Annotated in this window: 21 protein-coding genes and 1 other RNA gene; 3 read left to right on the top strand and 19 right to left on the bottom strand. The window is 33.8% G+C overall.

The window, feature by feature from the left end; translation table 11 throughout:
- Positions 1-5 precede the first annotated feature (5 nt).
- Positions 6-1,358, top strand: coding sequence for an aspartate kinase (locus R4Y45_RS03400; RefSeq protein WP_339969295.1), 1,353 nt, complete (start codon positions 6-8; stop codon positions 1,356-1,358).
- Positions 1,359-1,368: 10 nt separating this feature from the next.
- The gene (gene dapF, locus R4Y45_RS03395) at positions 1,369-2,337 is read left to right on the top strand and encodes a diaminopimelate epimerase (RefSeq protein WP_339969293.1); all 969 of its coding nucleotides are present in this window, start codon (positions 1,369-1,371) and stop codon (positions 2,335-2,337) included.
- On the opposite strand, the gene R4Y45_RS03390 is transcribed toward dapF, so the two are convergent.
- From R4Y45_RS03390 to R4Y45_RS03355, 8 genes are all read right to left on the bottom strand, one after another.
- Positions 2,334-3,515 (bottom strand): cation:proton antiporter, encoded by a 1,182-nt coding sequence (locus R4Y45_RS03390; protein WP_339969291.1) that lies wholly within the window; start codon positions 3,513-3,515, stop codon positions 2,334-2,336. The two genes, dapF and R4Y45_RS03390, sit on opposite strands and share 4 nt — an antisense overlap.
- Positions 3,516-3,600: 85 nt before the next feature.
- A complete protein-coding gene (locus R4Y45_RS03385; RefSeq protein WP_339969289.1) occupies positions 3,601-4,077 on the bottom strand; it encodes a nucleoside deaminase in 477 nt (158 codons plus the stop codon).
- A 108-nt stretch (positions 4,078-4,185) separates the two neighbouring features.
- The gene (locus R4Y45_RS03380; RefSeq protein ID WP_339969287.1) at positions 4,186-5,526 is read right to left on the bottom strand and encodes a glucose-6-phosphate isomerase; all 1,341 of its coding nucleotides are present in this window, start codon (positions 5,524-5,526) and stop codon (positions 4,186-4,188) included.
- Between the two features lie 150 nt (positions 5,527-5,676).
- The gene (locus R4Y45_RS03375) at positions 5,677-6,546 is read right to left on the bottom strand and encodes a class II fructose-bisphosphate aldolase (RefSeq protein ID WP_339969285.1); all 870 of its coding nucleotides are present in this window, start codon (positions 6,544-6,546) and stop codon (positions 5,677-5,679) included.
- Between the two features lie 65 nt (positions 6,547-6,611).
- The gene (locus R4Y45_RS03370; RefSeq protein WP_339969283.1) at positions 6,612-7,241 is read right to left on the bottom strand and encodes a VanZ family protein; all 630 of its coding nucleotides are present in this window, start codon (positions 7,239-7,241) and stop codon (positions 6,612-6,614) included.
- A gap of 4 nt (positions 7,242-7,245) precedes the next feature.
- A complete protein-coding gene (locus R4Y45_RS03365) occupies positions 7,246-8,709 on the bottom strand; it encodes a HAMP domain-containing sensor histidine kinase (RefSeq protein WP_339969281.1) in 1,464 nt (487 codons plus the stop codon).
- Entirely contained in the window at positions 8,709-9,416 is a 708-nt protein-coding gene (locus R4Y45_RS03360) for a response regulator transcription factor (protein ID WP_339969279.1), read from the bottom strand. Before R4Y45_RS03360 ends, R4Y45_RS03365 begins: the two co-directional genes overlap by 1 nt.
- A gap of 12 nt (positions 9,417-9,428) precedes the next feature.
- Positions 9,429-9,830 carry a hypothetical protein gene (locus tag R4Y45_RS03355; protein ID WP_339969277.1) on the bottom strand — a complete coding sequence of 134 codons (402 nt, stop codon included), beginning with the start codon at positions 9,828-9,830 and terminating at the stop codon, positions 9,429-9,431.
- 234 nt (positions 9,831-10,064) lie between these two features.
- Here R4Y45_RS03355 and R4Y45_RS03350 point away from each other — a divergent pair, with 234 nt between their 5' ends.
- Complete coding sequence (locus tag R4Y45_RS03350; protein WP_339969275.1) at positions 10,065-10,949, top strand: GRP family sugar transporter; 885 nt, start codon at positions 10,065-10,067, stop codon at positions 10,947-10,949.
- A 61-nt stretch (positions 10,950-11,010) separates the two neighbouring features.
- On the opposite strand, the gene ssrA is transcribed toward R4Y45_RS03350, so the two are convergent.
- From ssrA to R4Y45_RS03295, 11 genes are all read right to left on the bottom strand, one after another.
- Positions 11,011-11,376: a transfer-messenger RNA gene (gene ssrA, locus R4Y45_RS03345) on the bottom strand.
- Between the two features lie 32 nt (positions 11,377-11,408).
- Positions 11,409-11,831: a hypothetical protein gene (locus R4Y45_RS03340; RefSeq protein ID WP_339969273.1), complete on the bottom strand. Its 423-nt coding sequence runs from the start codon at positions 11,829-11,831 to the stop codon at positions 11,409-11,411.
- A 68-nt stretch (positions 11,832-11,899) separates the two neighbouring features.
- Positions 11,900-13,087 carry an acetate/propionate family kinase gene (locus tag R4Y45_RS03335; protein WP_339969272.1) on the bottom strand — a complete coding sequence of 396 codons (1,188 nt, stop codon included), beginning with the start codon at positions 13,085-13,087 and terminating at the stop codon, positions 11,900-11,902.
- A 13-nt stretch (positions 13,088-13,100) separates the two neighbouring features.
- A complete protein-coding gene (locus tag R4Y45_RS03330; RefSeq protein WP_339969271.1) occupies positions 13,101-14,105 on the bottom strand; it encodes a class I SAM-dependent methyltransferase in 1,005 nt (334 codons plus the stop codon).
- 216 nt (positions 14,106-14,321) lie between these two features.
- Positions 14,322-14,762 carry a competence type IV pilus minor pilin ComGF gene (locus R4Y45_RS03325; protein ID WP_339969270.1) on the bottom strand — a complete coding sequence of 147 codons (441 nt, stop codon included), beginning with the start codon at positions 14,760-14,762 and terminating at the stop codon, positions 14,322-14,324.
- Positions 14,752-15,018, bottom strand: coding sequence for a hypothetical protein (locus tag R4Y45_RS03320; protein ID WP_339969268.1), 267 nt, complete (start codon positions 15,016-15,018; stop codon positions 14,752-14,754). Before R4Y45_RS03320 ends, R4Y45_RS03325 begins: the two co-directional genes overlap by 11 nt.
- Positions 15,008-15,409 (bottom strand): hypothetical protein, encoded by a 402-nt coding sequence (locus R4Y45_RS03315; RefSeq protein ID WP_339969266.1) that lies wholly within the window; start codon positions 15,407-15,409, stop codon positions 15,008-15,010. The genes R4Y45_RS03320 and R4Y45_RS03315 overlap by 11 nt, the downstream gene beginning before the upstream one ends.
- A gap of 7 nt (positions 15,410-15,416) precedes the next feature.
- Positions 15,417-15,704, bottom strand: coding sequence for a competence type IV pilus major pilin ComGC (locus R4Y45_RS03310; protein WP_339969264.1), 288 nt, complete (start codon positions 15,702-15,704; stop codon positions 15,417-15,419).
- Positions 15,704-16,708, bottom strand: coding sequence for a type II secretion system F family protein (locus tag R4Y45_RS03305; protein WP_339969262.1), 1,005 nt, complete (start codon positions 16,706-16,708; stop codon positions 15,704-15,706). The genes R4Y45_RS03310 and R4Y45_RS03305 overlap by 1 nt, the downstream gene beginning before the upstream one ends.
- Positions 16,674-17,642: a competence type IV pilus ATPase ComGA gene (comGA, locus tag R4Y45_RS03300; protein WP_339969259.1), complete on the bottom strand. Its 969-nt coding sequence runs from the start codon at positions 17,640-17,642 to the stop codon at positions 16,674-16,676. The genes R4Y45_RS03305 and comGA overlap by 35 nt, the downstream gene beginning before the upstream one ends.
- Positions 17,643-17,732: 90 nt before the next feature.
- Positions 17,733-18,467: a YebC/PmpR family DNA-binding transcriptional regulator gene (locus tag R4Y45_RS03295; protein WP_339969257.1), complete on the bottom strand. Its 735-nt coding sequence runs from the start codon at positions 18,465-18,467 to the stop codon at positions 17,733-17,735.
- Positions 18,468-18,473: the final 6 nt, after the last annotated feature.

Below are 18,473 nucleotides of genomic sequence, written 5' to 3'. Positions count from 1 at the left end.
ATTTTATGAAAGTTGTTAAATTTGGTGGAAGTTCACTTGCTTCAGGCCAACAATTTGAAAAAGTAATTAACATTTTAAGACAAGATCCAAATCGAAAAGTTGTTGTTACTTCAGCTCCGGGAAAAAGAGATAAAAACGATACCAAAGTAACTGATTTACTCATCAACTATGCGACTCTAACAATTGAAAACAAGCCGACAAAACCAGTGACAGAGCAACTATTTAACCGTTATCTTGAAATCGCAAACCATTTTGGTTTAGAAGAAGGTAAATTGCAAACCATTAAAGAAAAAATCGAAAACCTTCAACATGAAAAATTCAAAAACAATGACTATCTAATGGCTTGTTTTAAAGCTCATGGTGAAAGACTAAACGCTAAATTAATGACGCTTATTTTAAATCATTTAGGGATTAGTGCCAGATTTTTGGATCCAGAAAAATTTGGATTTTATGTAAGTGATTCGGCCAATAATGCTCAAGTTTTAGATGAAACTTATGCAAATATTGAAGCTCTCAAGCTCACAAATGAATTACTAATCGTTCCTGGATTTTTCGGGATTACTAAAGACCATAAAATTACTACTTTTTCACGTGGTGGATCTGACATCACAGGTGCCATTTTATCAAAGGGATTTCATGCTAGTTGCTACGAAAACTTCACTGATGTTGATGCAATTTATGCAGCTAATCCTAACACGGTCAAAAATCCTTATGCTATTACTAAAATGACCTATCGTGAATTACGAGAATTATCATACGCTGGTTTTTCGGTTTTTCATGATGAAGCGATTATCCCAGCTATTGAAGCCAATATCACAATCAATGTCAAAAACACTAACCATCCTGAACTACCCGGAACTTTAATCGTTCCTGAAACCAATTTTGAACCTGAGAACTTAGTTACTGGTGTTGCGAGTTCAGACCGATTCGCTGCACTTTACTTGCACCGCTATCTTTTAAACAAAGAAGTTGGCTTCACATTAAAGCTACTCGAAATTCTTTATCGCTACAATGTCTCCTATGAACATATGCCATCAGGTATTGATGATTTGACTATTATTTTTGATAAAAGCCAACTGACCGACCTAAAAATTAAACAGCTCTGCCAAGATATTAAAGCTACACTGCAACCTGATGAAATGCAATGGATTAATGATTATGCCATTATTATGGTTGTTGGTGAGGGCATGCGTGATAATATCGGCGTTTTAGACCGTGTCATTTCACCTCTTGCCCAAAACAATATTGGCATTCACATGATCAACCAAGGTGCTTCTCGAATTTCTGTTATGCTCGGAACTCGACAGGCTGATGCTGATTTAGCTATTGAACATATTTATCATAATTTTTTTAGTTAGGAGTTTAATAATGATTACATTACAAAAAGTCCACGGTTCTTCAAACCAATTTTTTATCTTGGACTTAGACCAACTTTCTTTTACACCTTCAGATGAGCAAATTGTTGCTCTAACACAACAACTGACAGCGTCCTTTTTAGCAGGTGCTGATGGCTTACTTGTGGTTTCAAAATCCGATGCTACAGACTGCTTAGGCAAAATGCGTGTTATCAATGCTGATGGTAGTGAAGCCTCAATGTGTGGTAATGGTCTACGAACAGTTGCCCGTTACTTATCTGAAAAACATCAACAGTCAGAGTTTAAAGTCGAAACACTCAATGCTCATTTGACTGTTAAAAAACAAGCTGATTTAGCTCAAAACGTTCCTGCTTTTGGTGTTGAAATTTCACCGATACATTTTGACAATGAGTATTTTCCTTTCAACAATTTAAATACAAAAAAACTCATTAACTCACCCATCGAAGCATTTAGCGACCACCTCAATTTTTATGCTATTGCTGTCCCCAACCCCCATTTAATTAGCTTCGTAGAAAAAGATGATGATCTTAATGAAACATTGGAGACATTAGGCACTAAGTTGAATCAACCTAATGATTACTTCCCAGATGGTGTTAATGTTAACTTTGCTAAAATTTTAGGACAAAATGAACTGTTTGTTCGAACATTTGAACGTGGTGTTGGTTTTACTAATGCTTGTGGTACTGGTATGTCAGCTACTTCTTTAGCGTATACACTACACCAAAATCGCGGTACTTTTCCTTCAGATGAAATTACTGTTTATAATCCTGGCGGTGTCGTAAAAACGATTGTTCACGAAAATTGGATTGAACTCATCGGAAACGCTACACATACACATACGATTACTATTTCAGAAAGTCAACTATTCAACTACCAGTTTGACGAAGCAACGGTTGATCAAACTAATGAACAACAAAGTTACGAACACTTTATTGCCAATTTAAAAAAGCAAGCTGATTAATCAGCTTGCTTTTTTTGTGGATATATTTTCGAGAACAAGATAGGGTCGACAATCGTTGTAATAACCGCTGCCAAAATAAAAGCGCCACCTTGTTTAGCATCAATAATATTAGCACTTTGTCCTAACGTTACATTAGGCACAATTAAAGTAATCGTCGTAGTTGTTAACATCATCCCTGCTAATGCTTGTCTAAATGAATAACGTTGCATCAAAATTGGAACAACTAATAAACGCGTTAACATAAAGCCAAAGAAGAAAATTGGAATTAAAATTAGCGTATTAGGATCGCTAACTAAACTCTTTAAATCTAGCTTTAGTCCTGTCGAAATAAAAAAGATTGGAATAAAAAAACCATAACCAATAGAGGTTAACTTTTCTTTTGTTTCATCGCTTGGATTAAGTGATTTCATTACTAATCCTGCCAAGAAACATCCCAGAATATTTTCAACACCTGTTTTTTCAGCAATTGTTACTAAAACAATGATCAAGAAGAAAGCTAGTCGAATATCAAGTTGTGTCGTTGATTTATCAATTTTTTCAAAGAATTGATGAATCTTTTTGACATTCAGCAATAATAAAGCCACGATAAACACTAACGGGAATAGCCAAAGAACTGCACCTCTAGCTCCTTTAAATGTCATATAAAACGTGATTTCAATTAATGGAACCACCACACCTAAAATCGCAATTAAAAGAATCGTTTGCCCATACTTTGTATATTCAATCTTCTTATCTTTCAAAGCCACCAACATCATCCCAATAGTCATTGTACTGAATAAGATGGTTGCAAATAAAACTTCAGAAAAAATATTAAAGTAGCTTAAAATCAAGCTATAACCAAAAGCGAGTAAACTAATTGAAATCATTACCATCAACGCCATCCCAAGTGGCATCTTAAAAAATGATTCCTCTTTTTTTTCAATTTTTGTACGTCTTTTAAAAATGGATAAATCGACTTCCATCCCACTCAAGAACAGTAATATCATCAAACCTAGAGATGATAACTGGTTTAAAGTCGGTGTCATCTGGACAATATTTAATAATCCTTTACCAAGAACGATTCCTATCAGTATTTCAGCAACAGGAACGGGAACATTATGAATTTTGAATCTTCCCATAAGAATGGGAACAATCAGTGCCATCGATAAAACAATTAGTAATTCTAAATTAGTATGCATATTTATTTCCTAACTATAAAAATTCTCGATAAAGTTTACCACAATTTTGAATCTAAAAAAACAATAAATTTAAAATTAGTTAAATTTAATAGATTGTTTTATCTTGATTGGCCGCAAATTCCTCAAAACTTTTAATAGTTAAGTCCCTATCATGTTGTTGTAAATCCATCACGCTTTTATCCGTTGTTCCACCCTCAATAAACTTGTAGATATAATCGTCACGGAATCCAATATTAGCTGCATCTACTGCTGTATTACCATAGTAAACCGTTTTAATATTAGCCCAAATAATTGCACTTAAACACATTGGACAAGGCTCACTAGATGTATACAACTCACAGCCACTTAAATCAAAAGTACCTAATTCTTGGCCCGCATTACGAATAGCAGTTACTTCACCATGAGCTGTTGGATCATTATTAATTAAAACTTTATTGTGTCCTGTTGCTACAATTTTGTCATCTTTGACAATGACACATCCAAAGGGACCACCTTCATTTGTTTGATTATTTGAATGAGCTTCTTTCGCTGCTAATTCCATATATTTTTTGTTATAAGACATTTAATATTCTCCTTTTGTTTTTTTATAACTTAATCATACACTAAAAAAACAATATAAAAAAGGATTTCACGAACATTACGCAAAATCCTTTTTTCTTCGTCAAAAATATTATAGACGTTTGTTTAATTCTTCTGTTAATTCTTCAAAACCAGGTTTACCTAGTAAAGCAAACATGTTTTTCTTGTAAGCTTCAACACCAGGTTGGTTAAATGGATTAATACCATTTAGGTAACCTGAGATTCCAACTGCGATTTCAAAGAAGTAAATCATGTAACCTAATGTGTATTCTGTTTGATCTGCAATAGAAACAGTCATAACTGGAACACCACCGTCAGTATGAGCTAAAACAACACCTTCGTATGCTTTTTCATTAGCATGGTTCATTGTTTTACCTTCTAAGAATGAAAGACCGTCTAAGTTTTGTTCGTCGCTTGGAACAGCAACATCAAAACGAGGTTTTTCAACTTTAATAACAGTTTCCATTAAATCACGACGACCTTCTTGAATGTATTGTCCAAGTGAGTGCAAGTCTGTTGAGAAGTTGGCTGATGAAGGGTAAATACCTTTTTGATCTTTACCTTCTGATTCACCCATTAATTGTTTCCACCATTCACCAAAGTATTGTAGTGTTGGTTCATAGTTTTCAAGCAATTCAACAGTGTAACCTTTACGGTATAAGATGTTTCTTAATGCCGCATATTTGTAGGCTTCATTTTTGTTAAGGTCTGTTTCTGTATATTCTGAACGAGCATCTGCTGCACCTTTCATCAATTGATCGATGTCAGCACCTGCTACAGCAATTGGTAATAAACCAACAGCAGATAGTACAGAGAAACGTCCACCAATGTCATCAGGAACAACGAATGTTTCGTATCCTTCTGCATCAGCTTCTGATTTTAGCGCACCTTTTTCACGGTCAGTTGTTGCGTAAATACGTTTTGCAGCTTCTTCTTTACCGTATTTTTTAACTAATTTGTCTTTCAAAACACGGAAAGCAATAGAAGGTTCCATTGTTGTTCCTGATTTTGAAATCACGTTTAAACTAAAGTCACGATCACCGATTTGTTCGATTAGGTCGTGTAAGTAACTACCACTGATTGAGTTACCTGCAAAGTAGATTTCAGGAACTTTACGATCAGGTGCGTAGTTATAAAACGCATTATTTAAGAAATCAATTGCTGCACGTGCACCTAAGTATGAACCACCAATTCCGATAGCTACGAAAACTTCTGAATCTGATTGAACTTTTTTAGCCACGTCTTTAATACGTGCAAACTCATCTTTGTCATAGTCAACAGGTAGGTCAATGAAACCTCTGAAATCGCTTCCAGCACCTGTTCCTTTTCTTAATTGTTCGTCTGCAGTATTCACCATTGCCTGCATTTCGTTTAACTCATTGTCTTGAACAAATGGAGTTAATTTTGAAGCATCAAACTTAACTTGTGCCATTGTTTGCCTCCTATAATCTATTTATCTACCCTACTTACTTTAAGCGTATTTAACTAAAAAAGCAAGATTAAAAACGGGATAATTCTTATTTTGATATTAAAAAAAGTCACGACCAAATGGCGTGACTTTTTTGTGAAAGGAAACTAATAATTAGTTGTTACCTTTTTGTGAACCAAACCAGTCGATACGTTCTTCAACTGTTTCTTGGATAGCTTGTGTACCTGGTGCAAGAACTTTACGAGGGTCAAATCCTTTTTCTGCTTCATCTTTGTTAGCAGCGTAGTAAGCTTTAACAGCTTTTGACCAAGCGATTTGTTGTTCTGTGTTAACGTTAATTTTAGCAACACCTAAGTCGATAGCTTTTTGAATTTGGTCTTTAGGAATCCCTGAACCACCGTGTAATACTAATGGTGTGTCAACTGCATCAGCAATTTCTGAAAGACGGTCATAGTTAAGACCTTCCCAGTTTTCAGGGTATACACCGTGAATGTTACCGATACCAGCAGCTAAGAAGTCGATACCTGTTGCAGCTAATTGTTTAGCTTCTTCAACTGATGCAAGTTCACCTGCACCAACAACACCGTCTTCTTCACCACCAATTGAACCAACTTCAGCTTCAACTGAAATACCTTTAGGGTGAGCTAAAGCAACGATTTCTTTTGTTTTAGCTAAGTTTTCTTCGAAAGGTAAGTCGTGACCATCGAACATAACTGATGAGTAACCAGCTTCGATAGCTTCTTTAGCAGCTTCAAAGTTACCGTGGTCTAAGTGCATTACAACTGGAACTGTGATGTTCATTGATTCAACTAATCCTTCAACTAGTTGACGAACAACTTTGTATCCACCCATGTACTTAGCAGCACCCATTGAGCTTTGCACGATTGCTGGAACACCTTTAGCTTGGGCAGCGGCTAAAATAGCTTTTGTCCATTCTAAGTTGTTTGTGTTGTAAGCACCGTGTGCGTATCCGCCTTTACGGGCAGCTTGCATAATTTCTGTACCGTGAATAAATGATGACATGAGTCATTCCTCCTAAAATTTCTTTTAAAAAATTCAACAATGTGATTTTAACATATTTTTGTGTATTAGTCAGACCTTTTGGTAAAATTATTAAATATTTGTTGAAATATCAACCCTAAAATAGCTCCTAAAAAGCCACCTATCGTATTGAATATGACATCATCAATATCTGCAACACCCGTCCACAAAATAAACTGCATCCCTTCAATACTCATTGAAAATAAAATAGAAATTAACGTAATCGTTAATATCGATAGTCTTTTTTTGGATAATAATTTTGCAATGAACCCTAATGGCATAAACCACAAAATATTTCCAAAAGAATTATAAAAGAAGTCTAATCGTGACTTGGCAAACGACAATTTCATTGTCTCATCAAGAATCTGCAAATTTATTTGGTTGACTGGTCGGTTGAAGTAGAACTTAATATCGCTTGGAAAATAAATCCCTCTAAATACTGTTAATGATAGTAACAAAATAAGATAGAAGACTAATACCAAAATAAGCGTGATATGCCGTTTAGTCTGCTTTTTTTTAAATAATTTTAAGTAACCTAGATAAAGAACTGTAAAAATCAAAAAATAAAAAATAGTTTTATCTAAACTATAAAACACGAGTTCAACTAAAGGAAAATGATTAATCTTATCAGCAAAATGATTAACTATAAATTGATATATCGGATTTAAAAAGATCATCTAACTACTCACTATCTACTTCTTTTTCTGGTTTAGGGTCAAAGAAAGTCAATGTAAATGTTGTCCCTTTGTTTTCTTGACTATCGACTTCGATTTTACCGTGATGCTGATTAACTAGAGAATAAACGATAGCTAATCCGAGTCCCGATTCACCTGTTCCGACGTTATTACGAGAAGGATCTGCTTTGTAAAAACGTTCAAAAATAAATCGTTTTTGTTCATCACTCATACCTATACCAGTATCCTTTATTTTAACACGTGTCGCATGATCTACACGATAAATTGTTAAATCAACATTACCATTTTCAGTGAATTGAATGGCATTTTGTGTAATATTAAAAATAATTTGAGTAAATCGATCGTGATCAGCATAAATTGAGACAGGTTCTTGGGATAAAAGTTTCAATTTATTATTTTTCTTTTTAGCATTGTTAGATAACTGCTCCACGACATTTTCAAGTACAAGAGTCCCGTTAAATTCTGTTTTAAACAATTTAATTTGGTTATTTCGAATCTTTTCATAGTCTAAGTTTTCATTGACCAGTCTGATTAAACGATTCGTTTCACTTTGCATCAACTGGATACTTTTATCTTTTGAATCAATTGGGATGGCATCATATCTTAGACCTTCAAGAATCCCATTAATAGTCGTTAAAGGGGTTCGCATTTCATGAGCAACATCGGCCATAAATTGATTTCGTCTAGCTTCTTGGCGCTTGATTTCTTCATCTGATAGCTTTAATGATTCAACCATCTTATTGAAATCGCTAGCTAAGTCATCAATTTCATCATTGTCTTTATGCTCAATTCTGACAGAAAAATCACCTTCACCAACTTTTTTAGTTGCTCGTGATAGTTTTTTGATTCTTGATAAGTTGAACCAAACAATAATCAAACTAATAACCATCCCAGCAAATACACTAGCTAAAAGTGCCACAATAGAGTTTCTTTGAGCTTGCTTAATTGTTGTTTCAACTGAAGACACTTTAGATCCTAACCAAACAACTGCTTTCAATTTTGATCCATCAAACCAAGGAACCATAATTGAAGAATAAGGCTCTTTAGCTGATAATTTTGGTTGGTTATTCATAAAATCATTTTGTATTCGAAAGCTCTTACCCGATTGTAACTCCTGCCAAACATCTTCTCTCAAGGAGTAAGGGGTCAAAGAGGCATCTGGATAAATTTGTTCATTATCTTCATCAAATACACGTATCGTCACATTTTGTGCCTGCATTACTTGTTGAAATTCATCCAAAAAAGCGGGTTTAATTTGCTGATATCTTCCTGTTATAGGATCTTTTTTTAGTGCAATGTGACCCATCGAATCAGCATACCCTTCTAACTGGGAAAATGTATTATCATAAGTTTGTTTTGTGATGAAGTTCATCATGGAAAATCCAATAATTGACAGTGTAATTACAATAACTAATAAAAAAGATAGCACTTGTTGATAAAATAACTTCATTATTTACCCACATCCGAATCATCAAATTTGTAGCCCACACCCCAGACAGTTTGAATAATTTGAGGAGCCAGTTTTTCAATTTTTTGACGTAGTTTTTTGATGTGAGCATCCACTGTTCGCTCTTCACCGAAGTATTCATAGCCCCAAACAATCTCAAGTAACTTCTCTCTTGAAAACACTTGTTTTGGATTTTTAGCCATAGTTAGTAATAAATCAAACTCCTTAGGTGTTAAGCCTTGAACTTTTTGATCATCAATATAAACTTCTCGGGTTTTTTCATTAATTTTAAGATGGGGTGTTTCAACCATATCTTTTGAATCTTCAGGTCGAGACGTTTGATTCATTAATGATCGACGATGCAACGCTTTAATTCTAGCAATTAATGTCAGTGGACTAAATGGTTTAGTGACATAATCATCAGCTCCAAGCTCAAGTCCTAAAACTTGATCAGATTCTGAATCACGTGCTGTTAACATGATAATTGGTACATCAGATATCGTTCTAATTTCTCGAGCCACTTCCATCCCATCTTTTCCGGGCAAGTTCAAATCTAATGTAACAATATCATAATACTCTTGATTGGCTTTAAACTTTTCAACGGCTTCATTTCCATCTACAGCTAAATCCATTACCCATTGTTCTTTTTCAAAAAACATTTCCATCATTTGAGCGACTGAAACATTATCCTCTACCATTAATAATCTCATTATAAAATCCTCCTAAAGGTCTTTAAATCCTTTGACCTTTTCTTTGGTTTGGTGGGTATTATCGTATTTTTTAATCTCTTCCTTACTTACAATACCATTCTTAACTAAAAGTTTTCTTAAACGTGTTTCAGTTATGGCATACACGAAGATAATTGATAAATAAAAAGTTAATAGCCAAATTAAGAAATAATGATCCCAATTCAACCATTTAATTACACTACCCAAAACGATTTGAATCGATCCAACTATTAAACACGTTCTTCGATAAATCGTTTGTGCCTTTTGTTCAAATTTATCATTCATTTTAGAGAAATACGACCGATAGCCAAATAAAAATCCTGGTTTTTGATACCTCATTAAGAAACTAATCAAACTCATTAATACGAGTAAACAGCCCATGTAAATATAAATCACAATCTAGCTCTCCTAACCCTTTTTTTCTAAGTTTAACACGAATTATTTTATCTCCATAAAAAAAGTAATATTAGATTGAAAAAAGAAAAAAGAAAGCGTTTACATTTTTTTGTTGCTTTTTTGATTTGGACTTGTTATATTATGAATGTAAACGTTTTCTTTTTTGAAAAGAAGACTTCTGATTTTTAAATATTTCAAATATAGACTATGATTATCACGAGAGGTGGATATAAAATGAATTTACTTATTGCAGTATTACCAGCTATACTTTGGGGCTGTATGCCAATCTTCACATCAAAAATTGGTGGACGTACAGTTAACCAAATTCTTGGAACAACTTTTGGGGCTTTATTAACAGCTATCGTGCTGTTTATTGCTATGAGACCTACTATGACAACTGAAATTTTCTTATTTAGTTTCCTAAGTGGGCTATCTTGGTCATTAGGACAAGTTCTACAATATGAATCATTTAAAGCAATTGGTGTATCAAAAGCAATGCCAATTTCTACTGGACTTCAAATTGTAGGAACTTCTTTCAGTGGTGTGTTGTTATTTAGCGAATGGGCTTCAGCAACAGCAAAAATTGCAGGAATCATCGCTATTGTAATCATTATCGGTGGAATTTACTTAACAACAGTTAGTGAAAAAACTGCCGAAAGTGCTTCAAATGCTCCTAAAGTTAAAACTTCAACTATCTTTTGGATTTTCTTCTTCTCAACAATTGGTTATGTTGGATTTTCAATCTTCCCAAGATATGCTGATGTACAAGGATTTGATGGTTTCTTACCTCAAACAATTGGTATGGTATTAGGTGCTTTGATTTGCATGTTCCTACCACAAAACAAAGATGTTCGCCCATTAAAAGAAGCTGTAACTTACAAAAACATGCTTGTTGGTGTGATTTTTGCTGGTGGTTCATTGAGCTACTTGATTTCAGCTGGCTTAAATGGTGTGGCAACAGGGTTTACAATTTCACAAATGAACGTTGTATTCTCAACACTTGGCGGTGTTTACATTCTTAAAGAAGCTAAAACTAAAAAAGAATTAACCTTCACTTTAATTGGATTACTACTCGTTATTGCTGGTGGAATTATGATTAGCTTTATGACAGGTGCTTAATTCAAGTTAAACTATAAACAAAAAAGAACTGGATAACTCAAGTTATCCAGTTCTTTTTTGTTTATGGAGGTGAGGGGATTTGAACCCCTGTCCATACACGTTTCATCATAAACTTCTACAATCATAGTTATATTATTTAATTGTACTCTTTCAAGAACGCCATATAACAGGGCTAGCCTTCAAAGAGTTATCTGATTATCTCTTTTTAATTATTCAGATGGCATAATTAAACGTAACCCGTTAGAGTTGAGACCTAATAGAAACCCGGGTCAGTTTCAATCAGATCACGCGAGCTGTTTTTTAGGCAGCTACTGCGTAAGAATTTTCGTTGTTTGCAGTTATATTTAAACTGTACGTTTTTACGTAGACGTTACCTACGAATTGCCATTTATGCAAAATCATGCATGTCGAATTCCAAAACACCCCCGACATCGCTATAATTTTAACATAAAAACTGGTTTAAACAAAATATTTGTTTAAAAATTGTGATACAGCATTCACATTTCCTCTAACATACATCGTCAGTCTCACTTGATCGCGTGCATAAAACGCTACTTTTGTCTCATAATCATTAATCTGCTTGGTGTTAAAACTTGTGAATTCTTTATAAGATCTAATGCGATAATTCTTAAACACAATTGAACCTAATCCCGGTCGGAAAAAGATTAAGACGATACAAAATATACCCAAAAGTAATAAAACAGACCATCTAATCGCTTCTGCTTGTGTCATTGCTGTCACAAGGAGTACCAGCAAAATAACAAAAGCGGCAAATTTAACTATAATCCCTCGCTTTTGTTCAACAAATTTAACATTAAGTCTTTGCCAAACTAAGAAATAACACAATAATAGCGAAACAACGAGATACAATATATCAATCATTTAAACTGATTCACCTTTCTAAAAAACATCCTTTACCATAAAAGATAAAGGATGTTTTATATTTTACGCTAAAGCTTAGCGATTTCAACCAAATCACGAATAATCATAATTTCTTCATTAGTTGGCACTAGCATTAGCTTAATTGTTGAATCTTCAGCACTAAAAATTGTTTCTTGTCTTCTAACTTCTACTTTTTCAGGGTCTACCTTAGCACCTAAATAAGCAAACTTGTTAGAGATACGGTCTAATAACCATGGATTGTTTTCACCAATACCAGCTGTAAAGACAATACCATCTACCCCGCCCATTTCAGTAATATATTGTGAAATATATTTGACGATGCGGTTAACAAAAATATCGACTGTTAATTTAACTTGTGGGTTTTCAATATTATTTTCTAAATCACGCATATCTGATGATAAACCTGAAAGTCCTAATAATCCTGATTTCCCATTCAAAATGCTAATCATTTCTTGTGGATTTTCAATTTCAAGTTTTTCCATTAAATAAGCCATCAATGACGCATCAATATCACCTGAACGCGTACTCATAGTTACACCAGCAAGTGGTGAGAAGCCCATAGAAGTGTCGATTGATTGTCCATTTTCAACAGCTGTTAGTGAAATACCATTTCCCATGTGAACTGTGATTAAACGTAAGTTTTTGATATCTTGACCTAACACATCAGCCGCTCTTTGAGAAACATAACGGTGGCTAGTTCCATGCGCACCATATTTTCTAGCACCATATTTTTCATAGTATTCCATTGGAATGGAATATAAATAATTTTCTTTTGGCATCGTTTTATGGAAAGAAGTATCGAAAACCGCCACTTGTGGGATATCTGGCAATACTTTTTCGAATGCTTCGATACAACGTGCTTCAACAGGATTGTGCAGTGGCGCAAATTCAGAAAGGTCATAAATCTTATTTAAGACGTCTTCTGTAATTAAAGTACTTTGAGCAAAATGCTCTCCTCCAGCCACAATACGGTGTCCAATTCCTTTAATTTCATCATATGAAGCAACAATACCTAGTTCAATCATTGCTTTTAAGATAATAGAAACAGCTTGTTCTTGATCTTTAATTTCAATTGTTTCTTCTATTTTTTTGCCATCATATTTAATTTGGTAATTAGAACCCTTAATACCGATTCTTTCTGCAGCACCTTCTGCTATAACTTCTTCATTTTGTGCGTTAAACATCTTCCATTTAACTGAAGAACTTCCGGCGTTAATTGCTAAAACTTTAGTCATAGTTGTCTATCCTCTACTTTAAATTTTTGATGTACCAATCTTTTAAATTATAATTGAAAGTTTCAAGTACACTTCTATCATTTAAGCTTGGGAGTTGTCCCAACAAAATATTATTGGCTTGTTTAGTTTTAGTACCACGATTTTGAACTACCAAAATTGCTTTTTGATATTTTTCATCATTAAATGAATCTTCAGGTAATATTAGAAAAGCTTGGATATGTGCTTTTTTAGCTAACCATTTTGTCAATTCTGAAGCATTGGCATCTTGTAGCATCATTGCAGGAACAACAAAAATACCCAATCCACCTTCAGACAGGTGTGAAATTGCCTGTTCTAACATCAAATAATGAGAAAATGAATGTCCAGATTTGGCTCTCAATTCATAATTTTCAGCTCGGGAGTCAATTGGATAGTATCCCACTGGTAATTCTGAAACAATTAAATCTAAGTCGTTAATCAACCACGTATCTAATGAATCTTGATGGAATAACTCAGCCTGAATACCTAATGATTCAGCATATAGACTGGATAATGCTAAAGAAATTTCATTATTATCCATACCATAAACGTCAAAATCAATTTGATCAGTTTGTTTTAACTGGTCAACTGTATTCAATAATAAACTACCAAATCCACTACTTAAATCGAGCACTTTGGCTGATTTTTTACCTTGTAATAACTGATGAGCAATCATTGCGACTACAACAGAAATTGACTTAGGTGTCATTTGTAAATTAGTTTCAAGTTTATCTTCTTTAATTCCAGCAAGAATTAACAAATAAATTAATTCACTTTTTTCTTTAGATGATTGATTATTAAAATCGATTTGTTCAGCAATTTCAGTCAAACGTTCAACTGTTTGGGCACCAGGGGCACCATTTTCTACTTTAACTTGTTGATCAATTAAGTTTTCAATCGTTTCTATCAAAGCATCTAGATAAGACGTTTTAAGTTCTTTTTTCAGACGCTGAACCGCTTCGTCAATTAAAGCATAGCGTTCTTGTATTGATAATGCCAATGAAAATCTCTCCTCAAAACAGTTAAAATACTCCTACTTCTATCATCACTTATCCTTGATAGGCTTGCAAGTTATTACGGTGAATTTAAAATTTCTTTTAAATTTACTAAAACTAAGTCTTTTTGTGTCATCTCAATTCGGAAGATTTCCAGTTTAAAGTATAGGGTTACTAGCGAAATGCCTACCAAAAAAACAATACTTAACAAAATACTTGCTTTAACTTTTAAGCGTGAATAATAACTGTGATTTTCTTTTCTTGGAATCTTCCACATCTAAACTAAAACCCCTCTCAATATTATAACAAAAATTTGCCTGATGTACCTCCGTCAAAACAGGAACGTATCCTGCATCGTTAGTTTTCAAAATAATCGTTTTATCCTTTATGGTTAATGATAAACGACTTATTTGATTGTCCTTTTCAGCTATCAAATAAATTTGATTAGCTTTGCTTTTAATCTGATCAATCTTAATGCAATCATAATCATTAAAAGTTTGATTCATTTTTAAATAAAAATAAGCATTATCAATTTTTTGATGATTGCCATGATGAGTAAAACGATAGTTCAAATCAACAACCTGTGCAACTAACTGTAACGTTAACAAAATAATCGCTATTGAAATAACCGCTTCAATTAAAGTAAACGCTTTAAATTTCATAAATTATCTTCTGTGTTACATTTTGTATTTTTGTCGGACTAACCAATACGAACCAATCGTTTTCAATCTGACAACTCGTTTTTGTTGAATTTTTCAACATAACGGCTGCTAAATGAGCATTGACTACTAGACTTTTTTGAACTTCAAGTTGCTTAACATAACGCATTGTTCCAGCAAAAGTCATTAGCAAACTGACCATCAATAAAAACGACACCATATTTTCTAACAAAATAAACGCTGGTTGTTTAATTTTCATAAATTTCTCCCCAGGCCATCTGCACCCTAAAATCATATTTAAAGCCATTAGGTCCTCTGATAATAATGGTCTTGGGTGCGACATACCCTCTTTGATTAATCATTAATTCATTTCCCGGTATTTCTAAATAATAACCAGTTGGAACTTTTAATTGCTCTCGAAAAGTAGCACCTGATTTAAGAATTAATAGTTGCTGGCTACGACTATATTGAATAAAAACTGTTTTACGCGACAAAAAAGCTGTTTTTATTCCCCATTTCAAATGTGTTCGAACTTGAGTGATGAACTGTTCTTGTTGTAATTTCGGTGATGGTGTGGGTTGAACGACTATTTTCATTAAGACAATTAAAGTACAAATAATCAGCAGACAAATAATCGTTTCCAGTAACATGAACCCTCTAGCTTTGGCCTTTAACACGTTTTTTTACCAAGCCATTAACCACTTCGTAATCTTTAGCTTTTTCTTTTTGACTCGGTGATAGTTCAAGATCTAACAAGTTGGTTATAGATTTATCTTGCAATTCTAATTGTGTCTGCAGTGTCGTTTGAAAAGCTTCTTCAATTTTTTGTTCTGCTTTTTGTTTTTGTTGCGTGATATTAGGCACAATCAATAAAACTAAAATCGCAATAATTGCAATTACCAAACACATTTCAATTAATGTAAAGCCCTTAACTTTGTTTTTCATTATAATCCCCTTAATGTGCCATATAATGGCATCAATATCTTCAAATAAAGCCCTAATACAAACAGGCCAATCAATATAAAACAAATAGGTTGTATCTTTAATGTGACTCGCTTCAGTTGAAAAAGTAGCTCTTCATAAATAATTTGATTGAGTACTTTGACTTGTTGACTCTTAGTTTGACGGCTTTTTCCTGATTCGATGATTGGAATTAACCGGTTAGGCAAAAAAGCTTCCTTCTCAACGAAGGTTTTCAAAGATAGGCCTTTTTTTAAATGCTGATCCAACTTTATCGCTATTTTTTGTTGTAAAGATTCTTTTTGATTTTGCTGACTTAAAAAACGACATATTTCATTCACTTGATAATCATTACCAACCAAATAGGAAAGATTAAATGTAATAACATAATGACTATATAATTCGATAATTTTGCCAATAACTGGCCACTTTAACAAAAATTTCAATTGCTTTTGTTTTTGTTGCCGCTGGACAATGACTAAATAACCAATCAGCGCTAAGATAACTGAAACGACCACTATCACGACATAGCCAACAATACTTTCAATAATTGAGGGCTGTGAATCTAAAAAACCTGAATTGAGAGTTTGTTGAATAAAAAAGAATCCAACAACTGTTAATCCAAATAACATTATTGGATAAGATAACTGACTTTTTATTTTCTTCATTTGCTTATGCTGTAACTCTGTTAACGTAATCAATTGTGTTAAACAAGCAATTAATGTTCCTTGTTTTAGGGCTAGTTGAATTTGAAAACTCATCATTTTATTAAAGTTGGCTTTTAGTAGTGATTGGTGAATATCACGACCCGATTTCAAGTCTGAACTTAAGGTATCAAACCACAGTATGCCTTGCTTTGGCCAAATAAGTGCCATAAACCCGATTGCCTCACTAAAAGAAAAATGACTTTCTAAGTACATCTTTAAATACTTCATAAACAATAGTTGTTGAGAACTATCCTTCTTGATAGTGATTAAGTGTTTTTTCATCTATTTGCCCCTGATTATAAATAGTCTGAAGTTTCTTCCGCCATGACTGATACTTTCCCTGAGTATCTTGTTGATTATTTATCGCCTCGGGTTTTAGCACATCAATCAAACAAGCTAATTGTCCCGTAGTCGAAAGTAATAAGCGTTGATAACAAAGACAGTTAACAACACTTTGAAGTCTAGCGCTATCAACGCCTAACTGATTAAAACGCTCAATAATACCGTGAGCTGTCTTGGCGTGTATGGTTGTCATGACTAAATGACCACTTAATGCAGCTTCAACAGCCACCTGAGCTGTTTTTTTATCTCTAATCTCACCAATAATCAAAACATCTGGTCGATGTCTTAAAGCAGCTTTCAACAAATCAAGATAAGACATTTCTATTTGCTCATTAACTTGAACTTGAAAAAAATGACTACTTTTAATTTCAACAGGATCTTCAATGGTCATCACCATTTTTTCTGCTGAAAGCGTTTTTGCAATGGCATACATGGTTGAGGTTTTACCTGAACCAACAGGTCCTGCAAATACCATCAGCCCTCTACTATTAGCATTAGCTTGCAACTCATTCAGTTGTTCTGGCAAAAAGTAGTTTTGTTTAGTTTTAGCATTAATTATTCTCATAACCATTGATTCTTGATTTTGATAGTTCGATAAAGTGGACAGTCGAAAATTAGTTGCCGGATATTCCACTAAATCAAAGCTCCCATTTTGTGGTCGTCGATGTTCAGCAATATCTAAATTAGCTGCATACTTTAGTTGATTAATCATAAGCTGTGCTTTTTCTGTTGTTATTTTATCTAACAATTCAAAGTCATTATTGTGTTTAAGGTAAACTTGATAATTCTTATTTCTTGGTAACAGATATAAATCTTGTGCACCTTGTTTAATGGCCTCTGCTATTAAATGTGACGATTCTTTAGATAAACCCATATGTTATTCCTTTCAAGTTAGTTACTAGCTAAGTACGCTAACTTTTTTAAATTACATTTAGGCAAAAAAAATAAGCCTTTCGGCTTATTTTTAATCGTTATCTTCATCTTCTGCAGCAGTGTAAACATTTTGAACATCATCATTGTCTTCTAAAGCATCAATCATACGTTCAAATTGTTCTTGTTTATCTTCTGGAACTGCCATTTTATTTTGTGGAATCATTGTCAATTCAGAGTTTGCCAATTCATATCCTGCAGCTTCTAAAGCATCACGAACTTCTGTAAATTCTTTTGCACCTGTATAGATTTCAAATGCTTCATCACTTGTTTGTAAGTCTTCAGCACCTGCATCCATAATTTCAAGTAACAAATCATCTTCTTCAACATCAGTAGTTGAACGGTCGATTGCAATGTAACCTTTACGATCAAACATATATGCAACTGATCCTGGTTCACCCAAAGTTCCACCGTTACGTGAGAAGTTTAAACGAACAGATGTCGCTGTACGGTTTTTGTTATCTGTTAGTGTTTCAACAAATACCGCTACACCACCTGGTCCGTATCCTTCATAAGTTACTTCATCATAACTTTCACCGTCTCCACCTTGAGCTTTTTTGATGGCACGTTGAATATTATCTTTAGGCATGTTAGCTGAACGAGCCTTATCCATTACCAGACGTAGTGCTGGATTATTAGCTGGATCCGTATCCCCATTACGAGCTGCCATGTAAATTTCTTTTGAAAGTTTTTGGAAAATTTTTCCACGTTTAGCATCTTGTGCGTTTTTACGACCTTGAATGTTATGCCATTTTGAATGTCCTGACATGTTTTA

This window comes from Holzapfeliella saturejae, from assembly GCF_037546065.1.
Lineage (GTDB): Bacteria > Bacillota > Bacilli > Lactobacillales > Lactobacillaceae > Holzapfeliella > Holzapfeliella saturejae.
The sequence above is the reverse complement of the archived record's forward strand: the minus strand, read 5'-3'. Positions and strand labels throughout refer to the sequence as shown.